At 57.8% G+C, this 20,299-nt stretch carries 17 protein-coding genes; 10 read left to right on the top strand and 7 right to left on the bottom strand.

The annotated features are described in order from the left end of the window. The first annotated feature begins 43 nt into the window (after positions 1–43). Positions 44–547 (top strand): ESA_00282 family adhesion-associated protein, encoded by a 504-nt coding sequence (locus ACMWKK_RS17260; RefSeq protein WP_045331915.1) that lies wholly within the window; start codon positions 44–46, stop codon positions 545–547. Between the two features lie 82 nt (positions 548–629). After that, complete coding sequence (locus ACMWKK_RS17255; RefSeq protein WP_045331914.1) at positions 630–1,118, top strand: TIGR00645 family protein; 489 nt, start codon at positions 630–632, stop codon at positions 1,116–1,118. Positions 1,119–1,182: 64 nt separating this feature from the next. Here the strand turns inward: ACMWKK_RS17255 and ACMWKK_RS17250 are convergent, their stop codons facing one another. Then, on the bottom strand, positions 1,183–2,223 hold the full coding sequence (locus tag ACMWKK_RS17250) for an aldo/keto reductase (protein ID WP_112781507.1): 1,041 nt from the start codon (positions 2,221–2,223) through the stop codon (positions 1,183–1,185). A gap of 219 nt (positions 2,224–2,442) precedes the next feature. Here ACMWKK_RS17250 and ACMWKK_RS17245 point away from each other — a divergent pair, with 219 nt between their 5' ends. Further along, on the top strand, positions 2,443–3,990 hold the full coding sequence (locus ACMWKK_RS17245; RefSeq protein WP_112781508.1) for a methyl-accepting chemotaxis protein: 1,548 nt from the start codon (positions 2,443–2,445) through the stop codon (positions 3,988–3,990). A 231-nt stretch (positions 3,991–4,221) separates the two neighbouring features. Beyond that, complete coding sequence (locus tag ACMWKK_RS17240) at positions 4,222–4,497, top strand: hypothetical protein (protein WP_406542875.1); 276 nt, start codon at positions 4,222–4,224, stop codon at positions 4,495–4,497. A 59-nt stretch (positions 4,498–4,556) separates the two neighbouring features. On the opposite strand, the gene ACMWKK_RS17235 is transcribed toward ACMWKK_RS17240, so the two are convergent. Beyond that, on the bottom strand, positions 4,557–4,889 hold the full coding sequence (locus tag ACMWKK_RS17235) for a glycine zipper domain-containing protein (RefSeq protein ID WP_045331905.1): 333 nt from the start codon (positions 4,887–4,889) through the stop codon (positions 4,557–4,559). A gap of 159 nt (positions 4,890–5,048) precedes the next feature. Next, on the bottom strand, positions 5,049–5,915 hold the full coding sequence (yghU, locus tag ACMWKK_RS17230) for a glutathione-dependent disulfide-bond oxidoreductase (RefSeq protein ID WP_045331904.1): 867 nt from the start codon (positions 5,913–5,915) through the stop codon (positions 5,049–5,051). Between the two features lie 245 nt (positions 5,916–6,160). On the opposite strand from yghU, the gene ACMWKK_RS17225 reads away from it, so the two are divergent. From ACMWKK_RS17225 to gss, 6 genes are all read left to right on the top strand, one after another. Further along, positions 6,161–7,750 (top strand): ABC transporter substrate-binding protein, encoded by a 1,590-nt coding sequence (locus ACMWKK_RS17225; protein ID WP_112781509.1) that lies wholly within the window; start codon positions 6,161–6,163, stop codon positions 7,748–7,750. A gap of 45 nt (positions 7,751–7,795) precedes the next feature. Then, on the top strand, positions 7,796–8,749 hold the full coding sequence (locus ACMWKK_RS17220) for an ABC transporter permease (protein WP_112781510.1): 954 nt from the start codon (positions 7,796–7,798) through the stop codon (positions 8,747–8,749). Positions 8,750–8,754: 5 nt separating this feature from the next. Further along, positions 8,755–9,600: an ABC transporter permease gene (locus ACMWKK_RS17215; protein ID WP_112781511.1), complete on the top strand. Its 846-nt coding sequence runs from the start codon at positions 8,755–8,757 to the stop codon at positions 9,598–9,600. Further along, complete coding sequence (locus ACMWKK_RS17210; protein ID WP_112781512.1) at positions 9,593–10,570, top strand: ABC transporter ATP-binding protein; 978 nt, start codon at positions 9,593–9,595, stop codon at positions 10,568–10,570. The genes ACMWKK_RS17215 and ACMWKK_RS17210 overlap by 8 nt, the downstream gene beginning before the upstream one ends. Continuing rightward, a complete protein-coding gene (locus ACMWKK_RS17205; protein ID WP_406542874.1) occupies positions 10,567–11,544 on the top strand; it encodes an ABC transporter ATP-binding protein in 978 nt (325 codons plus the stop codon). Before ACMWKK_RS17210 ends, ACMWKK_RS17205 begins: the two co-directional genes overlap by 4 nt. Positions 11,545–11,802: 258 nt before the next feature. Then, the gene (gene gss, locus ACMWKK_RS17200) at positions 11,803–13,665 is read left to right on the top strand and encodes a bifunctional glutathionylspermidine amidase/synthase (RefSeq protein WP_112781514.1); all 1,863 of its coding nucleotides are present in this window, start codon (positions 11,803–11,805) and stop codon (positions 13,663–13,665) included. Between the two features lie 52 nt (positions 13,666–13,717). Here gss and pgaD read toward each other — a convergent pair whose 3' ends face one another. Genes pgaD through pgaA form a run of 4 tightly spaced genes read right to left on the bottom strand, consistent with a single transcriptional unit; the run spans position 13,718 to position 19,857 of the window. After that, on the bottom strand, positions 13,718–14,152 hold the full coding sequence (gene pgaD, locus ACMWKK_RS17195) for a poly-beta-1,6-N-acetyl-D-glucosamine biosynthesis protein PgaD (protein WP_112781515.1): 435 nt from the start codon (positions 14,150–14,152) through the stop codon (positions 13,718–13,720). Continuing rightward, complete coding sequence (gene pgaC, locus ACMWKK_RS17190; RefSeq protein WP_112781516.1) at positions 14,149–15,480, bottom strand: poly-beta-1,6-N-acetyl-D-glucosamine synthase; 1,332 nt, start codon at positions 15,478–15,480, stop codon at positions 14,149–14,151. Before pgaC ends, pgaD begins: the two co-directional genes overlap by 4 nt. Beyond that, entirely contained in the window at positions 15,473–17,410 is a 1,938-nt protein-coding gene (gene pgaB, locus ACMWKK_RS17185; RefSeq protein WP_112781517.1) for a poly-beta-1,6-N-acetyl-D-glucosamine N-deacetylase PgaB, read from the bottom strand. The genes pgaC and pgaB overlap by 8 nt, the downstream gene beginning before the upstream one ends. A gap of 8 nt (positions 17,411–17,418) precedes the next feature. Further along, positions 17,419–19,857, bottom strand: coding sequence for a poly-beta-1,6 N-acetyl-D-glucosamine export porin PgaA (gene pgaA, locus ACMWKK_RS17180; RefSeq protein ID WP_112781518.1), 2,439 nt, complete (start codon positions 19,855–19,857; stop codon positions 17,419–17,421). Between the last annotated feature and the right edge of the window lie 442 nt (positions 19,858–20,299).

The following is a 20,299-nucleotide window of genomic DNA, read 5'->3' as shown; positions in this document are numbered from 1 at the left end:
TATCATGAGGCAAATTTAAAATCAAAAAAAATGGAGCCTACCCATGAACAGCATCTTTTTTACGGTCATCACATTACTATTTCTGACCGCTGGTGTGCTTTTATTGATGCACGAGTTCAATAAAACGAAAGTGTCGACGGACACCAGTGAACCGCCGCTACCGGAACTCATGACAAAAGAGGAAGGGGAAGACCATTTCTCGGTATTGATGAACTCCGTTACGCCTGTCTGGTACTGGCGGGTGAACCATGAATATATCGACTTTTTGCATGCGACAATTAAGCGGATGAAAATGTCGGAAATTAATGACACGCCTGGACTGTTTGAGGCACAGCGTCGCTGTAGCGATCTGAATTCAGCCGTGTATAAATATTATGACAATATCAAAAAGCGCTGCCTTAACGGCGAGAAGGTCTCTTATTCCGATCTCGACGTATTAAATTTACGTCAGTGTTTTCGCGAGTTCAGCCTGGAAGCCTATCCGGAGCTGGTGGCGCTGGTCTGGCCGGAGTTTGCCCGTCCGGAGGTTAACCCCGATAACGTCTGAGTGACCCTACCGGTGAGCTATTGCAAACTGCCAGCGTCATTGGGATATACTGGACGCTGGTTTCTTTTGCAAACAGGACTTTATGGAACGCTTTTTTGAAAACGCCATGTACGCTTCGCGCTGGATACTGGCCCCCGTCTATTTTGGCCTTTCGCTGGCACTTATCGCGCTGACGATTAAGTTCTTTCAGGAAATCTGGCACGTTCTGCCGAACATATTCTCAATTGCCGAAGCGGATTTAATTCTGGTTCTGCTGTCGCTGGTGGATATGACCCTGGTGGGTGGACTGCTGGTGATGGTGATGTTCTCCGGCTACGAGAATTTTGTCTCCCAGCTTGATATCGACGCGCGTAAAGAGAAGCTCAGCTGGCTGGGAAAAATGGACGCCTCGTCGCTGAAGAATAAAGTGGCCGCGTCGATTGTGGCGATCTCCTCTATTCACCTGTTACGCGTATTTATGGACGCGAAGAACGTGCCGGATAATAAACTGATGTGGTACGTCATTATCCACCTGACGTTTGTGCTGTCGGCGTTTGTGATGGGGTATCTGGATAAGATCAGTAAGAAATAAAGTACACCTTACCCCTCACCCTAACCCTCTCCCCAAACGGGAGAGGGGACTGCCCGGTGCGGCCTTATTTATCCGACGACGCCTGCCACAGATTCAACTCTCCATCCGCAACATGCCTGTCGATTCTTTCCAGTTCATCTTCGCTAAAGTGCAGGTTATCCAGCGCCCGAACGTTCTCCTCAATCTGTTCCGGGCGGCTTGCGCCAATCAGCACTGAGGTCACGCGCGCGTCTTTCAGCAGCCAGCTCAGCGCCATCTGCGCCATGGACTGACCGCGCGCCTGCGCCATTTCACTCAGCAAACGCAGGCTGTTCAGGTTGGCTTCGGTCAGCATTTTTTCGTTCAGACCGCGGACTTTCTTCCCTTCACTCTGCATGCGTGAATCTTCAGGAATTCCGTTCAGGTATTTTCCGGTCAGCAGCCCCTGCGCCAGCGGGGTAAAGGCGATGCAGCCGGTACCGTTTGCCGCCAGCGCGTCCAGCAAACCGGTCTTATCGACCCAGCGGTTAAGCAGGTTATAGGACGGCTGGTGGATCAGCAGAGGGATCTTCCACTCGCGCAGCAGCTCGGCCATTTTTTGCGTGCGCTCGGTTGAGTAGGAGGAGATGCCCACATACAGCGCTTTACCGCTCTGCACGGCGTGGGCCAGCGCAGAGGCCGTCTCTTCCATCGGCGTGTTTTCATCCACGCGGTGGGAATAGAAAATATCCACGTAGTCGACGCCCAGACGCTTCAGGCTCTGATCGAGGCTGGCGAGCAGATATTTGCGTGATCCGCCCGAACCGTATGGCCCCGGCCACATGTCGTAGCCTGCCTTGGTGGAGATCACGAGCTCGTCGCGATATGCGGCAAAGTCCTCGCGCAGCAGACGACCAAAATTCTCTTCCGCGCTGCCTGCCGGCGGGCCGTAGTTGTTGGCAAGGTCGAAATGGGTAATGCCGAGGTCAAAGGCTTTGCGCAGCAGCGCGCGCTGGGCATCAAGAGGCTGAACGTGGCCGAAGCTATGCCATAAACCCAGCGACAGCGCGGGCAGGCGCAGGCCGCTCTTTCCGCAGTAGCGGTACTGCATATGTTCATAGCGGGAAGCGTCAGGGTACCAGGACATGATGTCTCCTTTTCTTATCAATAATTTTTTGAAACGTCGTTTTCATTCTGAACTTATCACATCACTACGCGCGAAGATAATGGTTAACGGTTGCTGTGCGACCAGTGAAGCCCTGCTAATTAAAAATGATCACAAAACGTTATAATTTCCCTCTTTCCTGCCGATAACGAGAGAAGTACTCGCCTCTGGGCGAACTCACCCTCACGGCAAGGAAGACTTATGAATATGCTCCGTAATTTCACGATCCGTTTCGTCATGCTGGCGATTCTCGGGATCTTTTGTTTAATGTGGGCGGGCGTTGGCTTGTACAGCACCTGGTCCCTGTCTCGCGTTTCAGATGGCAACGACGTTGACCGCCAGCTGGTGAAACAGATGACGGTGCTCAGCCAGGGCAACGATCAGTATTTCCGCTTCGTGACTCGCCTGAGCCGCGCAATGGAAGTCAAGGCCGCAGGCGGTACGCCGGATCTGGCCTCTGCCCAGCAGGCGCTGGATAACATGGGCAAGAAGCTGGCCGAGATGAAAGCGATCTCCCCAGGCCCGATGGATGAGCAGATCTCTGCCCGGGTGATCGGCACCTGGCAGGCGCTGCTGGAACAGGGGGTGACGCCGCAAATGCAGCAGGCGAAACAGGACGCGCTGGACGGCTATCGTCAGCAGGCTAACAGCGTTACTCCACCGCTGAGCCGCGCGTTCGGTGCGGCGGCTGAAGAGTTTAACAATGCTGCGGCGAAGTCGCTCGACAGCACCCGCGTGGTGGTGGACGGACTGACCAGCATGACCCGCACGGTGATTATCATCGCCACGATTATCGGCCTGCTGATCCTGCTCTTCACCGACCGTTACCTGGTGGCGATGCTGGTCAAACCGCTGGAGCGCATTCGCCACCAGTTCCGCCAGATTGCCCAGGGCGATCTCAGCCAGCCCATCGAGCCGTTTGGCCGCAACTGCGTGGGGCAGCTGGTGCCGCTGCTGAGCGCCATGCAGGACAGCCTGCGCGAAGCGGTCAGCACGATCCGCTCCGGCAGTGAAAATATCTGGCGCGGAGCAACGGAAATTTCCAGCGGTAACAACGATCTCTCGTCCCGCACCGAAGAGCAGGCGGCTGCGCTGGAAGAGACGGCAGCCAGCATGGAACAGCTGACCGCCACGGTTAAGCTCAACGCGGAAAGCGCGCGTCAGGCGAGCCAGCTGGCCGATGTGGCCTCAACCACCGCCAGCCGCGGCGGCTCGCTGGTGGAGGAGGTGGTGAACACCATGAGCGGAATTTCGGAAAGCTCGAAGAAAATTGCTGAAATCACCAACGTGATTAACAGCATTGCCTTCCAGACCAATATTCTGGCACTCAACGCGGCGGTTGAAGCGGCGCGCGCGGGCGAACAGGGGCGCGGTTTCGCCGTGGTTGCAGGAGAAGTGCGCAACCTGGCAAGCCGCAGCGCCAACGCGGCAAAAGAGATTGAGGGGCTGATTACCGACTCCGTCTCCCGCGTAGAGCAGGGTGCGCAGCTGGTGAGCGACACCGGCACCACCATGGATGCAATTTTGCGCGACGTGACGGAAGTGACGACCATTATGAAGCAAATCGCCTCTGCATCTGAGGAGCAAAGCAAGGGCATTTCGCAGGTCGGAATTGCGATTACCCAGATGGACGGCGTCACCCAGCAGAACGCCTCGCTGGTTGAAGAGGTTTCTGCGGCGGCGGCGGCGCTGGAGCGTCAGACCGAAGATCTTCAGCGCTCGGTGCAGAAGTTCCGCCTGACGGCATAACGCAACGATGCAGGGCCGCACTGAGCGGCCCTGCATTATTCACGACTTTCCCATTGAGTGTGCGTTTTCTTTTTTTAATAGCGCAAGTCAATATATTTAATATATTAAATTATCTTGTTGTAACAATATATTTGGCATTTTCTGCACATTTCAAAATATGAAAATTAATATTGTCTTAAGATTCAGTCGACATAATGAATTATCTTCTTGATACCGGAAATAATTCAATTTATGAAAAAGCTTATTATTTTATGTGCTGCTCTGGCAGGTTTTGCTATGGTCAATACCGCAATGGTTCAGAGCGTCACGGTCGATGTCCCTTCCGGGTATAAGGTCGTGCTTGTTCCGCAATCAACCACGGTTCCTGAGGCGGTAAGCGTTGCGCCTGCACCCGCCCAAACCGTTTATGCTGCGCCTGCTCCGGTTTATCACCCGCGTGCACGCCATGTTGCGAGCGTGGCGGAAGGGATGGTGATTGAGCATCAGTATGACGATCATCACCATTGATACGATGGTGAAGGGTTTCAAAAAAGCCGGGCGAGCACATAGACGCCCGGCAAAGTCTATCAGTGCGTCGCTTCACCTATCAGCGCGCCTGAACCAGCACCCACGGCCGCGCCTTTCAGCACGCTCTTACCGGTCACCGCCGCTGCGCCCGCGCCCACGACAGCTCCTACCGCACCGCCTTTACGCGCGGCTTTGCCTTTGTCGCCGTTTTTGAACATGGCCCCGGTGCCTGCGCCCACAACGGCACCGCCCACGGTTGATTTCAGATCTTTGCCCGTGGCCGCGCCAATAGCCGCCCCCGCGACCGCCCCTGCGGCGGTTTTGTCGATGGCCATTCCCGAGGTGGAAAAAATGAGGGTGCCGATCACCAGCGTTGTTTTAATGAGTTTCATAACAGATCCTTTGTGACTGCTGTTAGTTGATACGTCATTTCTCTGCGTCTGAAAGGAGAGAAACGGCCAGATAGTGCCAGCAATACCGGCTCAACCTTTAGGCTAATCATGCCCTCGACAAGGATCTGTCTGCCGGGCGGCGAACTGCCCGGCCAGTCGTCATGCCTGACGCTTGTCTTCCGTATTGGTCTCGAAGTCGCTCGCGGCGTGGCGCTCGTGCAGCTGCTCGCTCAGCTCGCCGCTGGTGCGGTTAACGATGCGTCCGCGCTTGACGGCATGGCGATTCGCCACGTCTTTCGCCCAGCGCTGCACGTTTGTGTACTTCTCTGCGTCGAGGAACTCGGCGGCGTTATAGACGCTGCCCAGCGCCACGCAGCCGAACCATGGCCAGATGGCGATATCCGCGATGGTGTACTCTTCACCCGCCACGTAGCGGCCGCGCGCCAGCTGTTTATCCAGCACGTCGAACAGGCGTTTGGCTTCCATGGTGAAGCGGTCAATCGCGTACTCAATTTTCACCGGGGCATAGTTGTAGAAGTGGCCAAAACCGCCGCCGAGGAATGGCGCCGCGCCCTGCAGCCAGAACAGCCAGTTCAGCGTCTCGGTGCGTCCCGCCGGATCTTTCGGCAGGAAGTGACCGAATTTCTCTGCGAGGTAGAGCAGGATATTGCCGGATTCAAATACGCGCGTTGGCGGGTTCGTGGAGTGGTCACGAAGCGCCGGTATTTTCGAGTTCGGGTTTACCTCAACAAACCCGCTGGAGAACTGATCGCCCTCGCCGATGCGGATCAGCCACGCGTCGTACTCCGCGCCCGTCACGCCCAGCGCTAGCAGCTCTTCGAGCATGATCGTCACCTTCTGGCCGTTCGGTGTACCCAGCGAATAGAGCTGCAGCGGGTGCGAACCGACAGGAAGATCTTTCTCATGCGTTGCGCCGGAAATGGGGCGGTTGATGTTGGCGAACGCGCCGCCGCCGTTCTTTTTCCATTCCCACACTTTGGGTGGCTGATACGTGTTGTCTGACATGTTGGCCTGCCTTTTGAGTGATGTGTTGAGGCAGTGTAGCAGGAGATTTGTGAAGCGTTTAACGAACTGAGCGTAATCGATCTGCCGCTATTCCTTCCGGCGCTTATATATATCAAATCTGGCATAAGCTTAATCGAAAATGGCATTTTCATAATTAATGCGTTAATGGATAAAGCTGCATATGATGCTTCAACATAAATAAAAGATGCAGTCATAAACACTTTATAAGGCAAGGAGTTAGTGAGATGCGCAAGCTTCTGTTATCGGCAGTGGTCGTTTCGCTCGCGTTAGGCCTGGCGGGCTGTGATGATGCGAAAAATAAAGAGACAAATACGCCCTCAGCGGCAAAAAGCGACGCGCCAAAAGCGGGCGGCTCGCTGATTATCGGAATTACCTCCGGCGACCCGTTAGCCGTGAATCCGCTCTACGCCAGTGACCGCACGACGTTAACGATCATGCAGGCGCTGTATGCTCCCCTCTATAGCTTCAACAACGGTAAGATCGAATGGGGCCTGGCGGAAAGCCTGACGCCCTCCGCCGACAGCCTGAGCTACACCCTGACGTTAAAACCCAACCTGAAATGGCAGGACGGACAGCCGCTGACGGCGGACGACGTGGTCTTCACGTTCAATAAGCTGCTGGATGCCAAACAGCACAGCTTCTTCCGCAGCATGTTTACGTACGGCGATAAGCCGGTACAGGTGAGCAAGGTTGACGATCGCACCGTTAAGTTCACCTTACCGCAGGTCAGCGCGGCCTTTACCGGCACCCTGGTACAGATCTACCCGATCCCGCAGCACGTGTTCGCCAGCGAAGGCGACCTGGAAAAGAGCAGCAAAAACGATGCGCCCGTGGGTTCTGGCCCGTTCAAATTCAAAGAGTATCGCGCCGGGCAGTATTACGCTCTGACCCGTTTTGACGATTACTGGAACGGCAAGGCGAAGCTTGATTCGGTCACCTACCGCTTCGCCAAAGACAGCAACGCCGCCAACCTGGCGCTGCAAAACGGTGAAATCAACCTCAAGATGGTTGACCCGCAGGATGTGAACCGCCTGAAAAATACCGGTAAGTTTGACTTCGTGGTCTATCCGGAAGGCCGTCTGGCCTATATGACGTTCAACCAGAACGTGCCGGTGATGAAGAGCAAAGCGCTGCGCCAGGCCATCGCGTATGCCATCAACAAGGACGAGCTGACCCAGACCGCGTTTACCTCGCTGGACTACGCGAAACCGGCGACGTCGTTCCTGACGCCCGATACGCTTTACAAGACCGATGACGTTGAACAGTACAAATTCGATCTGCAAAAGGCCAAAGACCTGCTGAAGACGTCCGGCGCGCCGGACAACCTCAAGCTGCGCCTGGCGTATCTGAACACCAGCAAAACCCAGGAGAGCATGGCGCTCTACATTCAGCAGGCGCTGAAGGGCATTGGGGTGAACGTAGAGCTGATGCCGCTGGACTCCAACGCCATGTCTCAGCGCAGCCTCGATATGAACAATACCGCGTGGGAGCTGAACCTGGGTGGCTACATCATGGGTTCAGAGCCGGACGGCTACAAATCGCTGTTCATGAGCAATGAAGCCTATAACTACGCGCACTACAAAAATCCGCAGTTTGATGCCCTGTGGGATAAAGGCGCCGTGGAAACCGACGCCGCAAAACGTGCCGATATCTACAGGCAAATTCAGCAGACCGTGGCAAACGACATGACCTACTACCCGATCGCCTACACCAATGCGACCGTCGCGGTGGACAAGCGTTTCGGCGGCACCGAGGAAGCGGAGCCGAAACCGGTCTATCTGTTCCAGGATCTGTCAAAAATCTATCAGAAATAAGTCATTGCCCCGGCCGTCAGGTCGGGGCCTTGGTAAGGGCATGTCGTGAACACACTCCTCACGCGTCGGCTGCTGCAGCTGCTGCCGATGCTGTTCTTTATTTCACTGGTGGCGTTTTTGCTGGTCAAACTCGCACCCGGCGATCCGGTGGCGGCGTACATCACGCCGCGTATGGCCCCGGAAGATATCGAGCGTATTCGCCAGAGCCTGGGGCTGGATAAGCCCCTGGTCACGCAGTACGTTCTGTGGCTGAAAAACGTCCTGCGGGGCGATCTCGGCTATTCGTTAATCTACCATCGACCGGTGCTGGAGATGATCGGCGAACGCATTCCGGCCACGCTGGGGCTAATGGGCGCGTCGCTGCTGATGGCTATCCTGCTGGCGATCCCGCTGGGCCTGCTGGCGGGAGCATTTAAGCACCGCTGGCTGGATCACCTGCTGAACCTGTTCGCCTATATCGGCATCTCGGTGCCGATTTTCTGGTTCGGCATCTTGCTCATCACGGTCTTTGCCGTGCAGCTTAACTGGTTCCCCAGCATGGGAATGCGCACCATCGGCATGGAGGATAATATGCTGGACGTGCTGCGCCACGGCGTGCTGCCGTGTATTGCCCTCACGTTCTACAACCTCTCCAGCTACGTGCGCTACATCCGCTCCAACACCATCTCGCAGCTCTCGGCCGACTACGTCCAGACCCAGCTGGCCTACGGCGCCACGCGTTCCAGCATTTTGTTCCGCCACGTGCTGAAAAACGTGCTGCTGCCGGTGATTACCCTGTTCGGCCTGTCGTTCGGCGAGCTGATTGTCGGGGCCTATGTCACGGAAAGCGTCTTCTCCTGGCCGGGAATGGGGCTGCTTGGGATCCAGTCGATCGCTTCGCTGGACTACCCGCTGATCATGACGATCATCATGCTCTCGTCGATGATGCTGATCGTCGGCAACCTGATCGCCGATCTGCTTTATCGCTTCGCCGATCCCCGCATTCGTACGCTGAGGTAACCCGGATGAGCAGACGCTGGCAGCAGGTTCGTCACCAGCTGCGCCGCAACCGTCCGGCGCAGTTCTCCCTGTTTGTACTTTTTATTTTCGTTGTCGCCGCGCTCAGTGCGGGGTTAAGTCCGTACGATCCGGATCGGATGGCGCTCGGCGCACGCACGCTCCCGCCGGATGCCTCACACTGGTTCGGCACCGACGAGTATGGACGCGACTACTTCACCCGCGCGCTGTATGGCGGGCAGATCTCCCTGATGGTCGGTTTTCTCGCCATGCTCTTTTCCACGCTTATCGGCACGGTGGTGGGAACGGTGAGCGGCTATTTTGGCGGCTGGCTGGATAACCTGATGATGCGCGCCGTGGATATTCTGATGGCCATTCCGGCCTTCTTCCTGCTGCTGGTGGTGAATGCTTACCTCAAGCCGGGCGTGGAAAACATCATTCTGATCATCAGCCTGCTGACGTGGATGAACATGTCGCGGCTGGTGCGGGCTGAAACCCTATCGGTGAAAGAGCGCGAGTACGTGCTTTATGCCCGCGCGTCGGGAGAGCACCCCCTTCGCATTATCGTGCGCCACATTATTCCCGGCGTGCTGCCGACCATTATCGTGGCCGCCACGCTCAATATCGCCTCGGCCATTCTGATGGAGTCGACGCTCAGCTTCTTAGGGCTGGGCGTGCAGGCGCCGGCGGCGTCGTGGGGAAGCATGCTTAACAACGCGCAGTCTTATATTGGCGAAGCGTCGTGGCTGGCGATGTTCCCCGGTATTCTGATCCTGCTGACGGTGTTCAGCTTTAACGTGCTGGGCGATGTCTTCCGTACCGCCTTTGAGCCAGGAGCGAATCGCGATGAGTAACTTATTAGCGCTTGAGAACCTGCAAACCACCTTCCGCACCCGCGAGGGTGACGTTCACGCGGTGCGCGGCGTGAGCTTTCAGGTGCAGCCGGGAGAACTTGTCGGCATTGTGGGCGAGTCGGGCTGCGGGAAAAGCGTCACCTGTAAGTCGATCATTCAGCTTCTGGGGAACAACGGGCGGATAACCGGCGGCAGCATTCGCTTCCAGAATGACGATCTGGCGCAGAAAACGCCCGCGCAGATGCGCGCCATTCGCGGCAACGAGATCGCGATGATTTTCCAGGATCCGATGACCGCCCTGAACCCGGTGCTGACCATCGGCAAACAGATGGCGGAGATCCTGATGCGCAACAAAGGGCTGACCAAAAAAGCGGCCAAAGCGGCGGCCATCGCCATGCTGGAACAGGTGGGGATTGCCGAGGCGGAACGCCGGTACGACCAGTATCCCCACGAGTTTAGCGGCGGGATGCGCCAGCGGGTGATGATCGCGATTGCGCTCTCCTGCAATCCGAAGCTGCTTATTGCCGATGAGCCGACCACCGCGCTGGACGTGACTATTCAGGCGCAGATCCTGCGCCTGCTGAAAAGCCTGCAACAGGAGACCCAAACCGCGATTCTGCTGATCACCCACGATCTCGGCGTGGTCGCGCAGGTGTGCAGCCGCGTGGTGGTGATGTACGGCGGGCTGGTGATGGAAGAGGGGAGCGTGGAAGACATCTTTTATCGCCCTGCGCATCCTTACACCCAGGGGCTGCTGGCCTCGCTGCCGCGACCGGATGAGGCCAATCAACGTTTATCGCCCATTGAAGGTGCGCCGCCAGGCCTGCTTAACCCGCCGCCGGGCTGCCCGTTTGCCGAACGCTGCCCGAAACGCATGCCCCAGTGTGAGCGGCAGCCCGCTTTTTACGCCACCGGAGCGGGCCATCGCGCCGCCTGCTGGCTATGGGCCGATAAGGAGATTCAGGCATGAGTGAACACCAGGTGCCGTTAGTGAGCGTGCGCGATCTGCGCAAGCACTATCCGCTTAGCGGCGGTTTGCTGCGTAAAGGGGCGGCCGTGAAGGCGGTCGACGGCGTGAGCTTTGATATCCAGCCCGGCGAGACGTTTGGCCTGGTGGGCGAGTCCGGCTGTGGAAAATCGACCCTCGGGCGCGCCATCCTGCGCCTTTTCGATATCACCTCCGGCGAGATCCATTTTGCCGGGCAGGCGATCGCCCACGCCCGTGAGAAAGAGCTTAAGCCGCTGCGTAAACGAATGCAGGCGATTTTTCAGGATCCTTACTCCTCGCTCAATCCCGGGATGACCGTGCGGCAGCTGGTGGCCGAGCCGATGCAGATCCACGGCTATAGCCGTGAAGAACAGCGCGAGCGCACGGAAACGCTGCTCTACAAAGTGGGCCTGAAGCAGGAACATCTTGAACGGTTCCCGCATGAGTTCAGCGGCGGGCAGCGCCAGCGCATCAGTATTGCTCGCGCGCTGTCCGTGCGTCCTGAGTTTGTGCTTTGCGATGAGCCGCTCTCGGCCCTGGACGTTTCGGTGCAGGCGCAGGTGGTGAATATTCTGCAGGATCTGCAGCAGGAGCTGGGGCTGACCTATCTGTTCATCGCCCACGATCTCTCGATGGTGCGCCATATCTCCAGCCGGATTGGGGTGATGTACCTCGGTAAGCTGGTGGAGGTGGCCCCGGCGAATGAACTGTATCAGCGTCCGGCACACCCTTACACCCGCGCGCTGCTGGCAGCGGTTCCTCAGCCCGACCCGCGCATTCGCAATCTCGAAGACGCGACCCTGCGCGGCGAAATGCCGGGCCCGACGTCCGCGCTGCCGGGGTGTAAGTTCTGCAGCCGCTGCCCGCACGCCATGCCGGTTTGCCAGACACAGGAGCCCGCGATGCAGGTGATCGCGCCAGGGCATTTCGCGGCATGCTGGTTGTTTAAGATGTGAGCCTTAAACGTGTCGGGTGGCGCTGCGCTTACCCGACCTACGAGATTTTGTGTTTTGTAGGCCGGGTAAGGCGAAGCCGCCACCCGGCATGACCGGCGGCACAACGCTATCCCCAGCGCTGTTGTTAATTTTAGTCATTGTTGCGACGAATAATTTGCCGCGCAGGTGTATGATAAACGTTCCTCTGTCAGGTTAATTACAACGTGCAGACGACGACAACCAATAAAAATTGCCGCCTGCCTGTTTTAGGTTGGATACATGCGTAAAGGAACGTTAAGCAGTGATGCGCCATTCGGGACATTGTTAGGCTATGCGCCCGGTGGCGTGGCGATTTACTCTTCAAATTACGGCAGTCTGGACCCGCGCAACTACCCGGAAGACGCGGATTTTCGCAGCTATATCGGCAACGAATACATGGGCCACAAGTGGCAGTGCGTGGAGTTCGCCCGCCGTTTCCTGTTCCTCAACTATGGCTTCGTGTTTACCGACGTCGGCATGGCGTGGGAGATTTTCTCCCTGCGCTTTTTGCGTCAGGTGGTGAACGACAATATTCTGCCCCTTCAGGCGTTTGCCAACGGTTCGAAACGCGCGCCGCGCGCCGGAGCGCTGCTGATCTGGCAAAAGGGCGGCGAGTTTCACGAGACCGGCCACGTGGCGGTGATCACCCAGCTTCTGGACGATAAGGTGCGCATAGCTGAGCAGAACGTCATTCACGCTCCGCTGCCGCTCGGGCAGCAGTGGACGCGCGAGCTGCGTCTGAGCGTCGAGAACGGGTGTTACACCCTCCATGACACCTTCAGCGACACTGAGATTCTCGGCTGGATGATCCAGACCGACGACGCGGAACACAGCATTCCCCAGCCGGAAATCGACGGCGAACTGCTGAAAATCAGCGGCGCGCGGCTGAAAAACACGCGTCAGTTCGACGGGAAGTGGCTCAACGAAAATGACGCGCTGCAGCAGGCGTATATCCGCGCCAACGGCCATGTGATCAATAAAGATCCCTGCCAGTACTTCACCATTACCGAAAGCGCCGAGCAGGAGCTGATCAAGGCCACCAACGAGCTGCACCTGATGTACCTGCACGCCACCGATAAGGTGCTGAAAGACGACAGCCTGCTGGCGCTTTTCGACATCCCGAAAATCCTCTGGCCGCGCCTGCGCCTCTCCTGGCAGTGGCGTCGCCACCATATGATCACCGGTCGTATGGATTTCTGCATGGACGAGCGCGGCATCAAGGTTTACGAGTACAACGCCGATTCCGCGTCATGCCATACCGAGGGCGGGCTTATCCTTGAGGAGTGGGTGAAAAACGGCTATCGCGGCAACGGGCATAACCCGGCGGAAGGCCTGCTGGAAGAGCTGACCGGCGCGTGGAAGCACAGCCACGCGCGGCCGTTCGTCCACATCATGCAGGACAACGATGTCGAAGAGGATTATCACGCGCTCTTTATTCAGCGCTCGCTGATGCAGGCCGGGTTCGAGACCAAAATCCTGCACGGGCTGGGGGCGCTCAGCTGGGATGCCGCCGGACAGCTGATTGACGACGAAGGTCGCCACGTCAACTGCGTGTGGAAAACCTGGGCGTGGGAGACGGCGATAGAGCAGATCCGCGAGGTCAGCGAAACTGAATACGCCGCCGTGCCGATCCGCACCGGACATCCTGAAGGCGAAGTCCGCCTGATTGACGTCCTGCTGCGCCCCGAGGTGCTGGTCTTCGAACCGCTCTGGACGGTGATACCGGGCAACAAAGCCATTCTGCCGGTGCTGTGGCAGCTCTTCCCGAACCACCGTTACCTGCTCGACACCGATTTTGAGGTTAACGATCTGCTGAAGCAGACCGGATACGCCGTCAAGCCGATTGCCGGACGCTGCGGCAGCAATATCGATCTCATCAGCGCCCAGGACGAGCTTCTGGATAAATCCAGCGGCAAGTTTGTCGACCGCAAAAACATTTACCAGCAGCTGTGGTGCCTGCCGAAGGTCGACGGCAAGTACATTCAGGTCTGTACCTTTACCGTAGGCGGGAACTACGGGGGAACCTGTCTGCGCGGCGATGACTCGCTGGTGGTGAAGAAAGAGAGCGATATTGAGCCGCTGATCGTGGTGAAGGATAAGTAACGCGGCTCCGCTATAAAGACGCCCCCGCAGGCCATCCGGCGGGGGCTTTTTTTTACTCTTCTTCTTCGTTCTCTCGCGCAGCTATCTTCAAATCGATGATGCGGCCAATCTGGTCATGGTAAACCGTCAGCTGGTTGTACTGGCTCATCTCGGAGATGATCTGCGGTGAGACGTTAAAGCTGCGGGCCAGCTCCTCCTGGTGAAAATAGCCCGGCTGGCGCCGCCTCACGTGGGCCCGGCGGCGATTGTACTGATACCACAAAATCAGCAGCCAGCCGTTGAGCGCGGCGAACAGCAGATAGACCAGCACCGTATTAAAGGAGGCAATAATCACGCTCCATCGGTGTTCACTCTCATCGGTAAGCTGCATCCAGAGCCTGGCATAGAGGAAAAACAGAAATCCTCCCCACGCCAGCAGCGTCAACGCGGCATCGAAAAGACGCGGCAATAGCCGATGCTCGGTCAGAATTAAGGTATTTTCGTTCATTGAATGCTTCCTTTTCCCCGGTCCGGACTGATCCAGCGCGCCCGAGCGCGCTGACGTTTAAGCATGACTTTTGGAAAGGCGACGAGGGTGGTGAACAGGCCGATCATCCAGTACACCATCGGGAACCAGATCACCCAGAACAGCGAGCTGGCCACCTTGCGCTCATAGCGCCGCTCAATGTACAAACTGACCAGGAACTGCAGCAGGCACATCACGCCCAGCAGCAGCCCGGTAAACTCCGGTGGAAACAGGCTCTCCACGGTCAGCCTGGCGGGAACAGGCGCGACGTGGCTGAGGAGGAACAGCAGCACCGTCATCGCGTAAGCGAAGGCCCACAGCGTCGACAGCGCGTACTCCAGAAACAGGGGCCACATGCGGTGATGCTCCCAGCGGACAATCCTGCGAAGGTTGACCAGAAACACCTCCGCGCCGCCCTGGGCCCAGCGCAGACGCTGTTTCCACAGCCCCTTGAGCGTCTCCGGCATCAGGATCCAGCACAGCGCCCGCGGCTCGAAAAAGATATCCCAGTGGCGCAGCTGGAGCTTCCAGCTGATGTCGATATCTTCGGTGATCATGTCCGGGCTCCAGTACCCGACGTCCGCCAGCGCCTGTCGTCGGAAGGCGGCGATGACGCCGGAGACGGTAAACACCCGGCCATAGATCCGCTGCGTCCGCTTGATGAGCCCAATGATGGATGAGAACTCGCCCACCTGAATGCGGCCAATCAGCGTCGATCGCGTGCGAATACGCGGATTCCCGGTAACCGCGCCAACGTGGGGATACTGAATCAGCGGTGCCACCAGATACGCTGCCGTATCGCGATCGAGCAGGGCATCGCCGTCAATGCAGACCAGCAGATCGCCCCGGGCCGCCGCCGCCCCGGCTTTGAGCGCCACCGCTTTTCCCTGGTTCTCCGCGAGGTTAATCACCCGAAGACGCGGCTGCTCCTGTGCCAGGGCCTGCAGGACCTCCGCCGTGTTGTCAGACGAGCCGTCGTTGATGGCGATGACTTCAATATTTTCATACCGCTGCTCCAGCGCGGCGCTGATGGTCTCCCGGGCATTCCTGCCCTCGTTGAAGCAGGGAATAAGAATGGAGATGAGCGGCTCGCCGGGCAGCGCGGGCGGCGGTGTTTCTTTATCCCACGGCCAGTGGCGTTCAAGCTGAAACCAGAAATAGAGGCCGCCGGTTATCCAGAGCACCGACATGAACAGCGGCCAGAAGAAGACAAAATCCAGAATCAGCTCGCCGGTAAAGAGGGCGGCCACGCCTAACGGCAACCCGAATACCAGACATAAAATAGAGAATGCGATAATGCGATCAGTCATTGTCAGGGTACCAGTAGGAGGAAAATTCAGGCCTGATGTGTGAGATAGCAGGCTGGTTGTTGATGAAATCGTCGGGGTAGTAACCGTAGTTTTTGACGCCGTTCAGCTGGAGCACGCGCATCCACTGCGCAAGCTGGCTGTCGGATACGGCGCGCTGCGGTTGCCGATCCCAGTCTTTCGCCTGCAGTTCAAAAATGGTTTTATCGAGCGCGCCGGGGCGGGCAGCGACCGCGTTAACCAGACGCGTCAGCCAGGCATCGCTCTCGTCAACCGGGACGGACTCCATCAGCGGCATGGCCATCGGTACCGTCCAGTCATACTCCGCCAGAAAATCATCAAGATTTTGCGCGAACCACGCTTCGCTTTCCGGCTGCAGAATGGGTAAGGCGAACATATTGCGGGCGGTTTTTATCTGCGGGCCGCGGATATGCTTTACCGCCAGGCTCAGGGTGTGGGTAAACCCGATAAGCGTCTGGCTTTTCTGGCGCGTGCTGTTCTGAGCGGTATCGTCCACGTCCGTCAACACCGCATCGTCATGGAACAAGATCCCGTTGAAGCTGGCATAGCGGGCCAGATCTTGATAGATATCCGTCACCTTCTGGCGCACCTGCGGGTCCCAGGGGGAGAGCCGGATATAGGGCTCGGTGGCCTCGTGCAGCCGGCCGGTCTGACGATCCCGACGCTGCACGCGCGGCAGGGCAGGGTCGAGATCGAACGAGAGCACCGGCATCCACGCGAAGACTTTTACCCCCGCGCGGGTCTGCAGCTGCCAGGAGACGAAGTTGAACAGATCGGCCCGAACCGGCAGCCAGCGGTTGGGGAAATAGAGCGCCTTGATCCTGCCGTCGCCCTGCGGGTCGGCAAACGCCTGCAGGAAAACGTGGCTGATTTTCATGTCGTAGACCCGCTGGATCAGCTTATTGATGTTTTGGGTCTGCTGGGCGGGGTCGGGATCGTATACGTAGTCCAGATCGACGTGCATGACGCGCACGGGATCGCGCTCCTGAACCTGGCTGACCGTACTGGCAAACGCCTTGAGCGAGGGATTTCCGGCGATCAGCAGACGGGGGATGTTCCCGAGGTCCTGCACGTTACCCAGCCCATCCTCAAGGGTAAAGGCCAGCTGGTAACCCTGCTGTCTGGCGATCGCCAGCGACGTACCGTTAGCGGCGCCGTAAGGCCAGACCCAGGCGCGCGGCGCTTTGCCCGTCACCTGCGTGATTTTTTCAGTCACTTTGCGAACGTCATCGCCGATCCGCTGGCTGAACTGCTGGTCCGTTTCATAGCGGCCCGTGGCTTTATCGTAATAGCGGTTGGCGATCGCCGGTTCCCGGCTGCCCTGCGGGTTAGCCGGAATGCCGTAATGCGAGGCCCAGGTATGCGATCCAATCTCAACCAGCGGAGACCGGCTCAGCTCGCGCACCCTATCCCACGTCGCGAAGCGATCGCGGGGCGTCATCAGGCCGCCGAAGTTAACTTTTTGATTTTCCGGCGTATCCACCCAGCTGCCCACCGGCGCCCACAGCGCAGGAACGTTCCACGCCTGCAGCAGCGGCCAGACGCGGGTGTAAAAGCTGCTGTAGCCGTCGTCAAAGCTGAGCAGAACCGCTTTCGGCGGCAGCGTTTTTTTCCCGTCATGGGCATCCAGAATGTCCTGCACGCTGATGGCGTGATAGCCGTTGTGCAGCAGCCAGCTTATCTGCTCGTTTAACGCGCTGGTGCGAACGGAGAGGTAGCGCTGATCGGCGGCATCATCTTCTACGTCGTGGTAGGCCAGCACCAGAAACTGGTTCTGCGGCCAGGGCTTGCTCGCCTCCAGCTGTGGTCTCTGTTTGGGCGCAATAAAAGAAAGTGCCTGCGCGCAGGCGCTCGCGCTGAGGCAGAGCCAGCCGATGAGCATCAGGCTCGCGGAAAAACGTGTGTTTAGCATAGTCATCCTTAAAAACGTAAAGTCGCATCAAACGTGACGGAGAGGTTGCTCTCGCGTTTGCCGTCGTAAGGGCGCTTGTCCCAGTTCAACATCACGCCGGTATCCATGACGCTGTTCCACTGAACGCGCTGTCCGTATCCCAGCAGGGCGATGGCGCCAGCGGACTGATTTTTCTGCCAGTAGCTGCCGCCTCCCGCCACAAGCTGCTGGCTCCAGAGGGTGTCGTAATGGCGAACCATCTCATGGTCGACGGCCAGGGCCGCCGTCACGGAGAGATCCCGCGCCGGGTTGTAATAGAGCGTGTCGCGCAGGCTGTTTTTGCTGGCGGCGATCCCCGGTTCGAGATCCAGCGTCAGGGACGGGGTCTGCCAGAGGCGCTCCTTGCCCGTAAGGCTGTATTCCTGGCGCCGGTTATGGTCTGAGAAGCGGCTGAGGGCGGCGCTGAACTGGTACTCTCGGCGCTCGTTTTGATACCAGCGCACGCCGGTCTCGCCCCGGTTGGCGCTAATTCCGTTGCGTAACGCCCGCAGGGGCGTGGTGCGCGACAGGCGCTCAAGGCTGCCGCTGACCTGCCAGTTGTCGGTCACTAAGTACGTTGTTGCGAGACGAGCGCCCGGCTTGTTTGCCCCGTGATAGCGGTTGCTGGAGAGCTCGGCTTCGAGCTGAAGATCGCGTGGCCGCCACTCGACGCCGCCCAGCAGGTGGCGGCTGGTGCCTCTGCCTTCGTCAAAATTACCCGCTGCATAGCGGGTGCCGGCAAACAGCCGCCAGTTGTCCGCCAGGGGCGGGCTATAGATCGTGGCGTCCCAGTTGAGATCGTGCGTCCCGCTGACGGGGTTATCGGAGTGCAAACCCTTGCTCGCATTGAGGCGCAGTTCGGACATGTGGTGGACGGTGCGAAGCCTGTCGAGGCGCCTGGCGCTGCGATCGGCAGGCGCGCGGGCGACGACGTCGTCGGCCAGTAAATCCATCTGCCGCCACTCCTGCAGATCCATGGCGACGTAAGCCTGCTGCTGCTCAAGTTCCAGATTCGAGGGTTCCAGCGCCTCCGCCCTTTTTAGCCTTTGCTCGGCCGCGCGCGGCAGGCCCCGCGCCTGAAGCAGGGTGGCGTAGTCAATCTGCAATCCCTGGTTGCCCGGCGCCGTTGCCGCCAGATGCTGAGACAGCCTTTCGGCTTCCGGCAGGGCGTTGGTCGCCAGCAGATAGTTAAAGCGGAGAGACTGCCCGGTAAGCCACCGATCGTTCGGCTGAGGGGTAGGGGAGCCGAAATCGTAGCGGGTCCAGGGGACGTTGCGGGTCTGGCGCGCTACGTACCGGCGGGCGGATGCATACTCTCCGGTATCCAGCCAGGCATAGAAAAGCGCGTGCTCCTCGTCCTGCGGATCGGACGCATATTGCGGATAGCGTTGCAGAAGCGAGAAGGCGGCAGCGGCGTTTTTCTCCTGCAGATACGCGGAGATAACCCAGCCGATTGCCCAGCCCGGCACCGGGTGCCGGGCGGCCGTCAAATCCTGATACTCGCTGATGACCTGCGGATAATCAGCATGGGCGTACAGCGCGCCGAGCCGGTCTATACGCGCAAGGATGACATCTTCCGCCGCCTGCGGCTCGCTTTGCCAGCGAGAAAGCAGCGCGTCGTAACGATTCAGCGCAGATTGCGCAAGCTGCAGGCGCTCTTTTTCCGTTCTGCCCGGCACATCCGCAAGGCGAACGCTTTCGGCTGCGGCATTCAGCTCAAGACGACGACGCTCCGCCGGGGACAGAGCCACCTTTTGTGAAAGCAGGAGCGCAGGGGTATTCACCCGGTTATCCGTTAGCGCGTCGATCTGCTCGCGGAGAAGCGCGTGATTTTCTGGCGCGAGATTCAGCGCCCGCGTGTCGGCTAAAAGCCGATCCCAGCCTTTGCCCTGGCGTGACCAGACGTACGCCAGCGTCTGAAGATGCGCCAGAGTGGGGTTTTCGGTGACCAACTGCCGGGCTTCCTGCAGGGCAAGCGCATCTTGACGGGCATCGGCCAGGGTTTTGATATAGCCAATACGATAATCGTCGTTATCCGGCGCAAGGCTTCGGGCCTGTTTCCAGAGCGCCAGCGCGGGCTGCCACGCCTTCTGGTTTCTCCTGGCCTGTGCGACGGCCGCAACGCCGCGGGCGGGCAGCGGCATATAGATGCTGTAGCGCTGCCAGACCTGAATAACTTCGTCATCATGACCTGCCCAGGAAGCCACCTGTAACCAGTCCGCAACGTTTTCAGGCGTCAGGGCATGCTGCTGCTGATAACGCTGAAGATAATCGAGAAACGACGCGTAATTACCGTTACGCGCCTGTTGAATCTGCCGATCATAAACGGATTCCGTAGCCTGAACCAGAACAGGAAAGAGGAATAACAGAAACAATAATGTTGGAGTGCGATAAAAGAATAACGTACTGAAGCGATGCGATCTTTCCATATCTATTTGCCATTTGTTTGTCATTAATCCATTGCATAACACGGCCGCCTTTAAGCTCAGCGTAAAAGGCCATAAATGAGAACATTAAATCTGAATACGGTGATGTTACGGGGTACTTACTTAAAGGTAATTATGGAGCCTCATCTCAGTTGACTGGATGGGAGGTAATGTACACCTGATATGTTGCCGGATAAATATGCTGAAAAGCGGCGGTATCGTTTTGAGATAATTCTGTATTAAGCAACTTTTAGCGATTATTTTCAATTGCTTGCTTAATTATAACTTATTGATTTTTAATATATTTATTTTTAATGTGACAGATTTTTATATATTTTTAATGCCGTTTATGTGCCTCAATTAAAGTACTTTCTGGTGCATGTTTGGGAAGTTTCATGACAAAAATTCTTAATGTTTAGTGAGGTGTCTTTTCTGGGGTTGTTTT

The organism is Enterobacter sp. 01-M-03-SI-ECC, assembly GCF_047530215.1.
Classification (GTDB): Bacteria; Pseudomonadota; Gammaproteobacteria; order Enterobacterales; family Enterobacteriaceae; genus Enterobacter; species Enterobacter chengduensis.
This window is presented reverse-complemented; position numbering and strand designations above follow the sequence as displayed.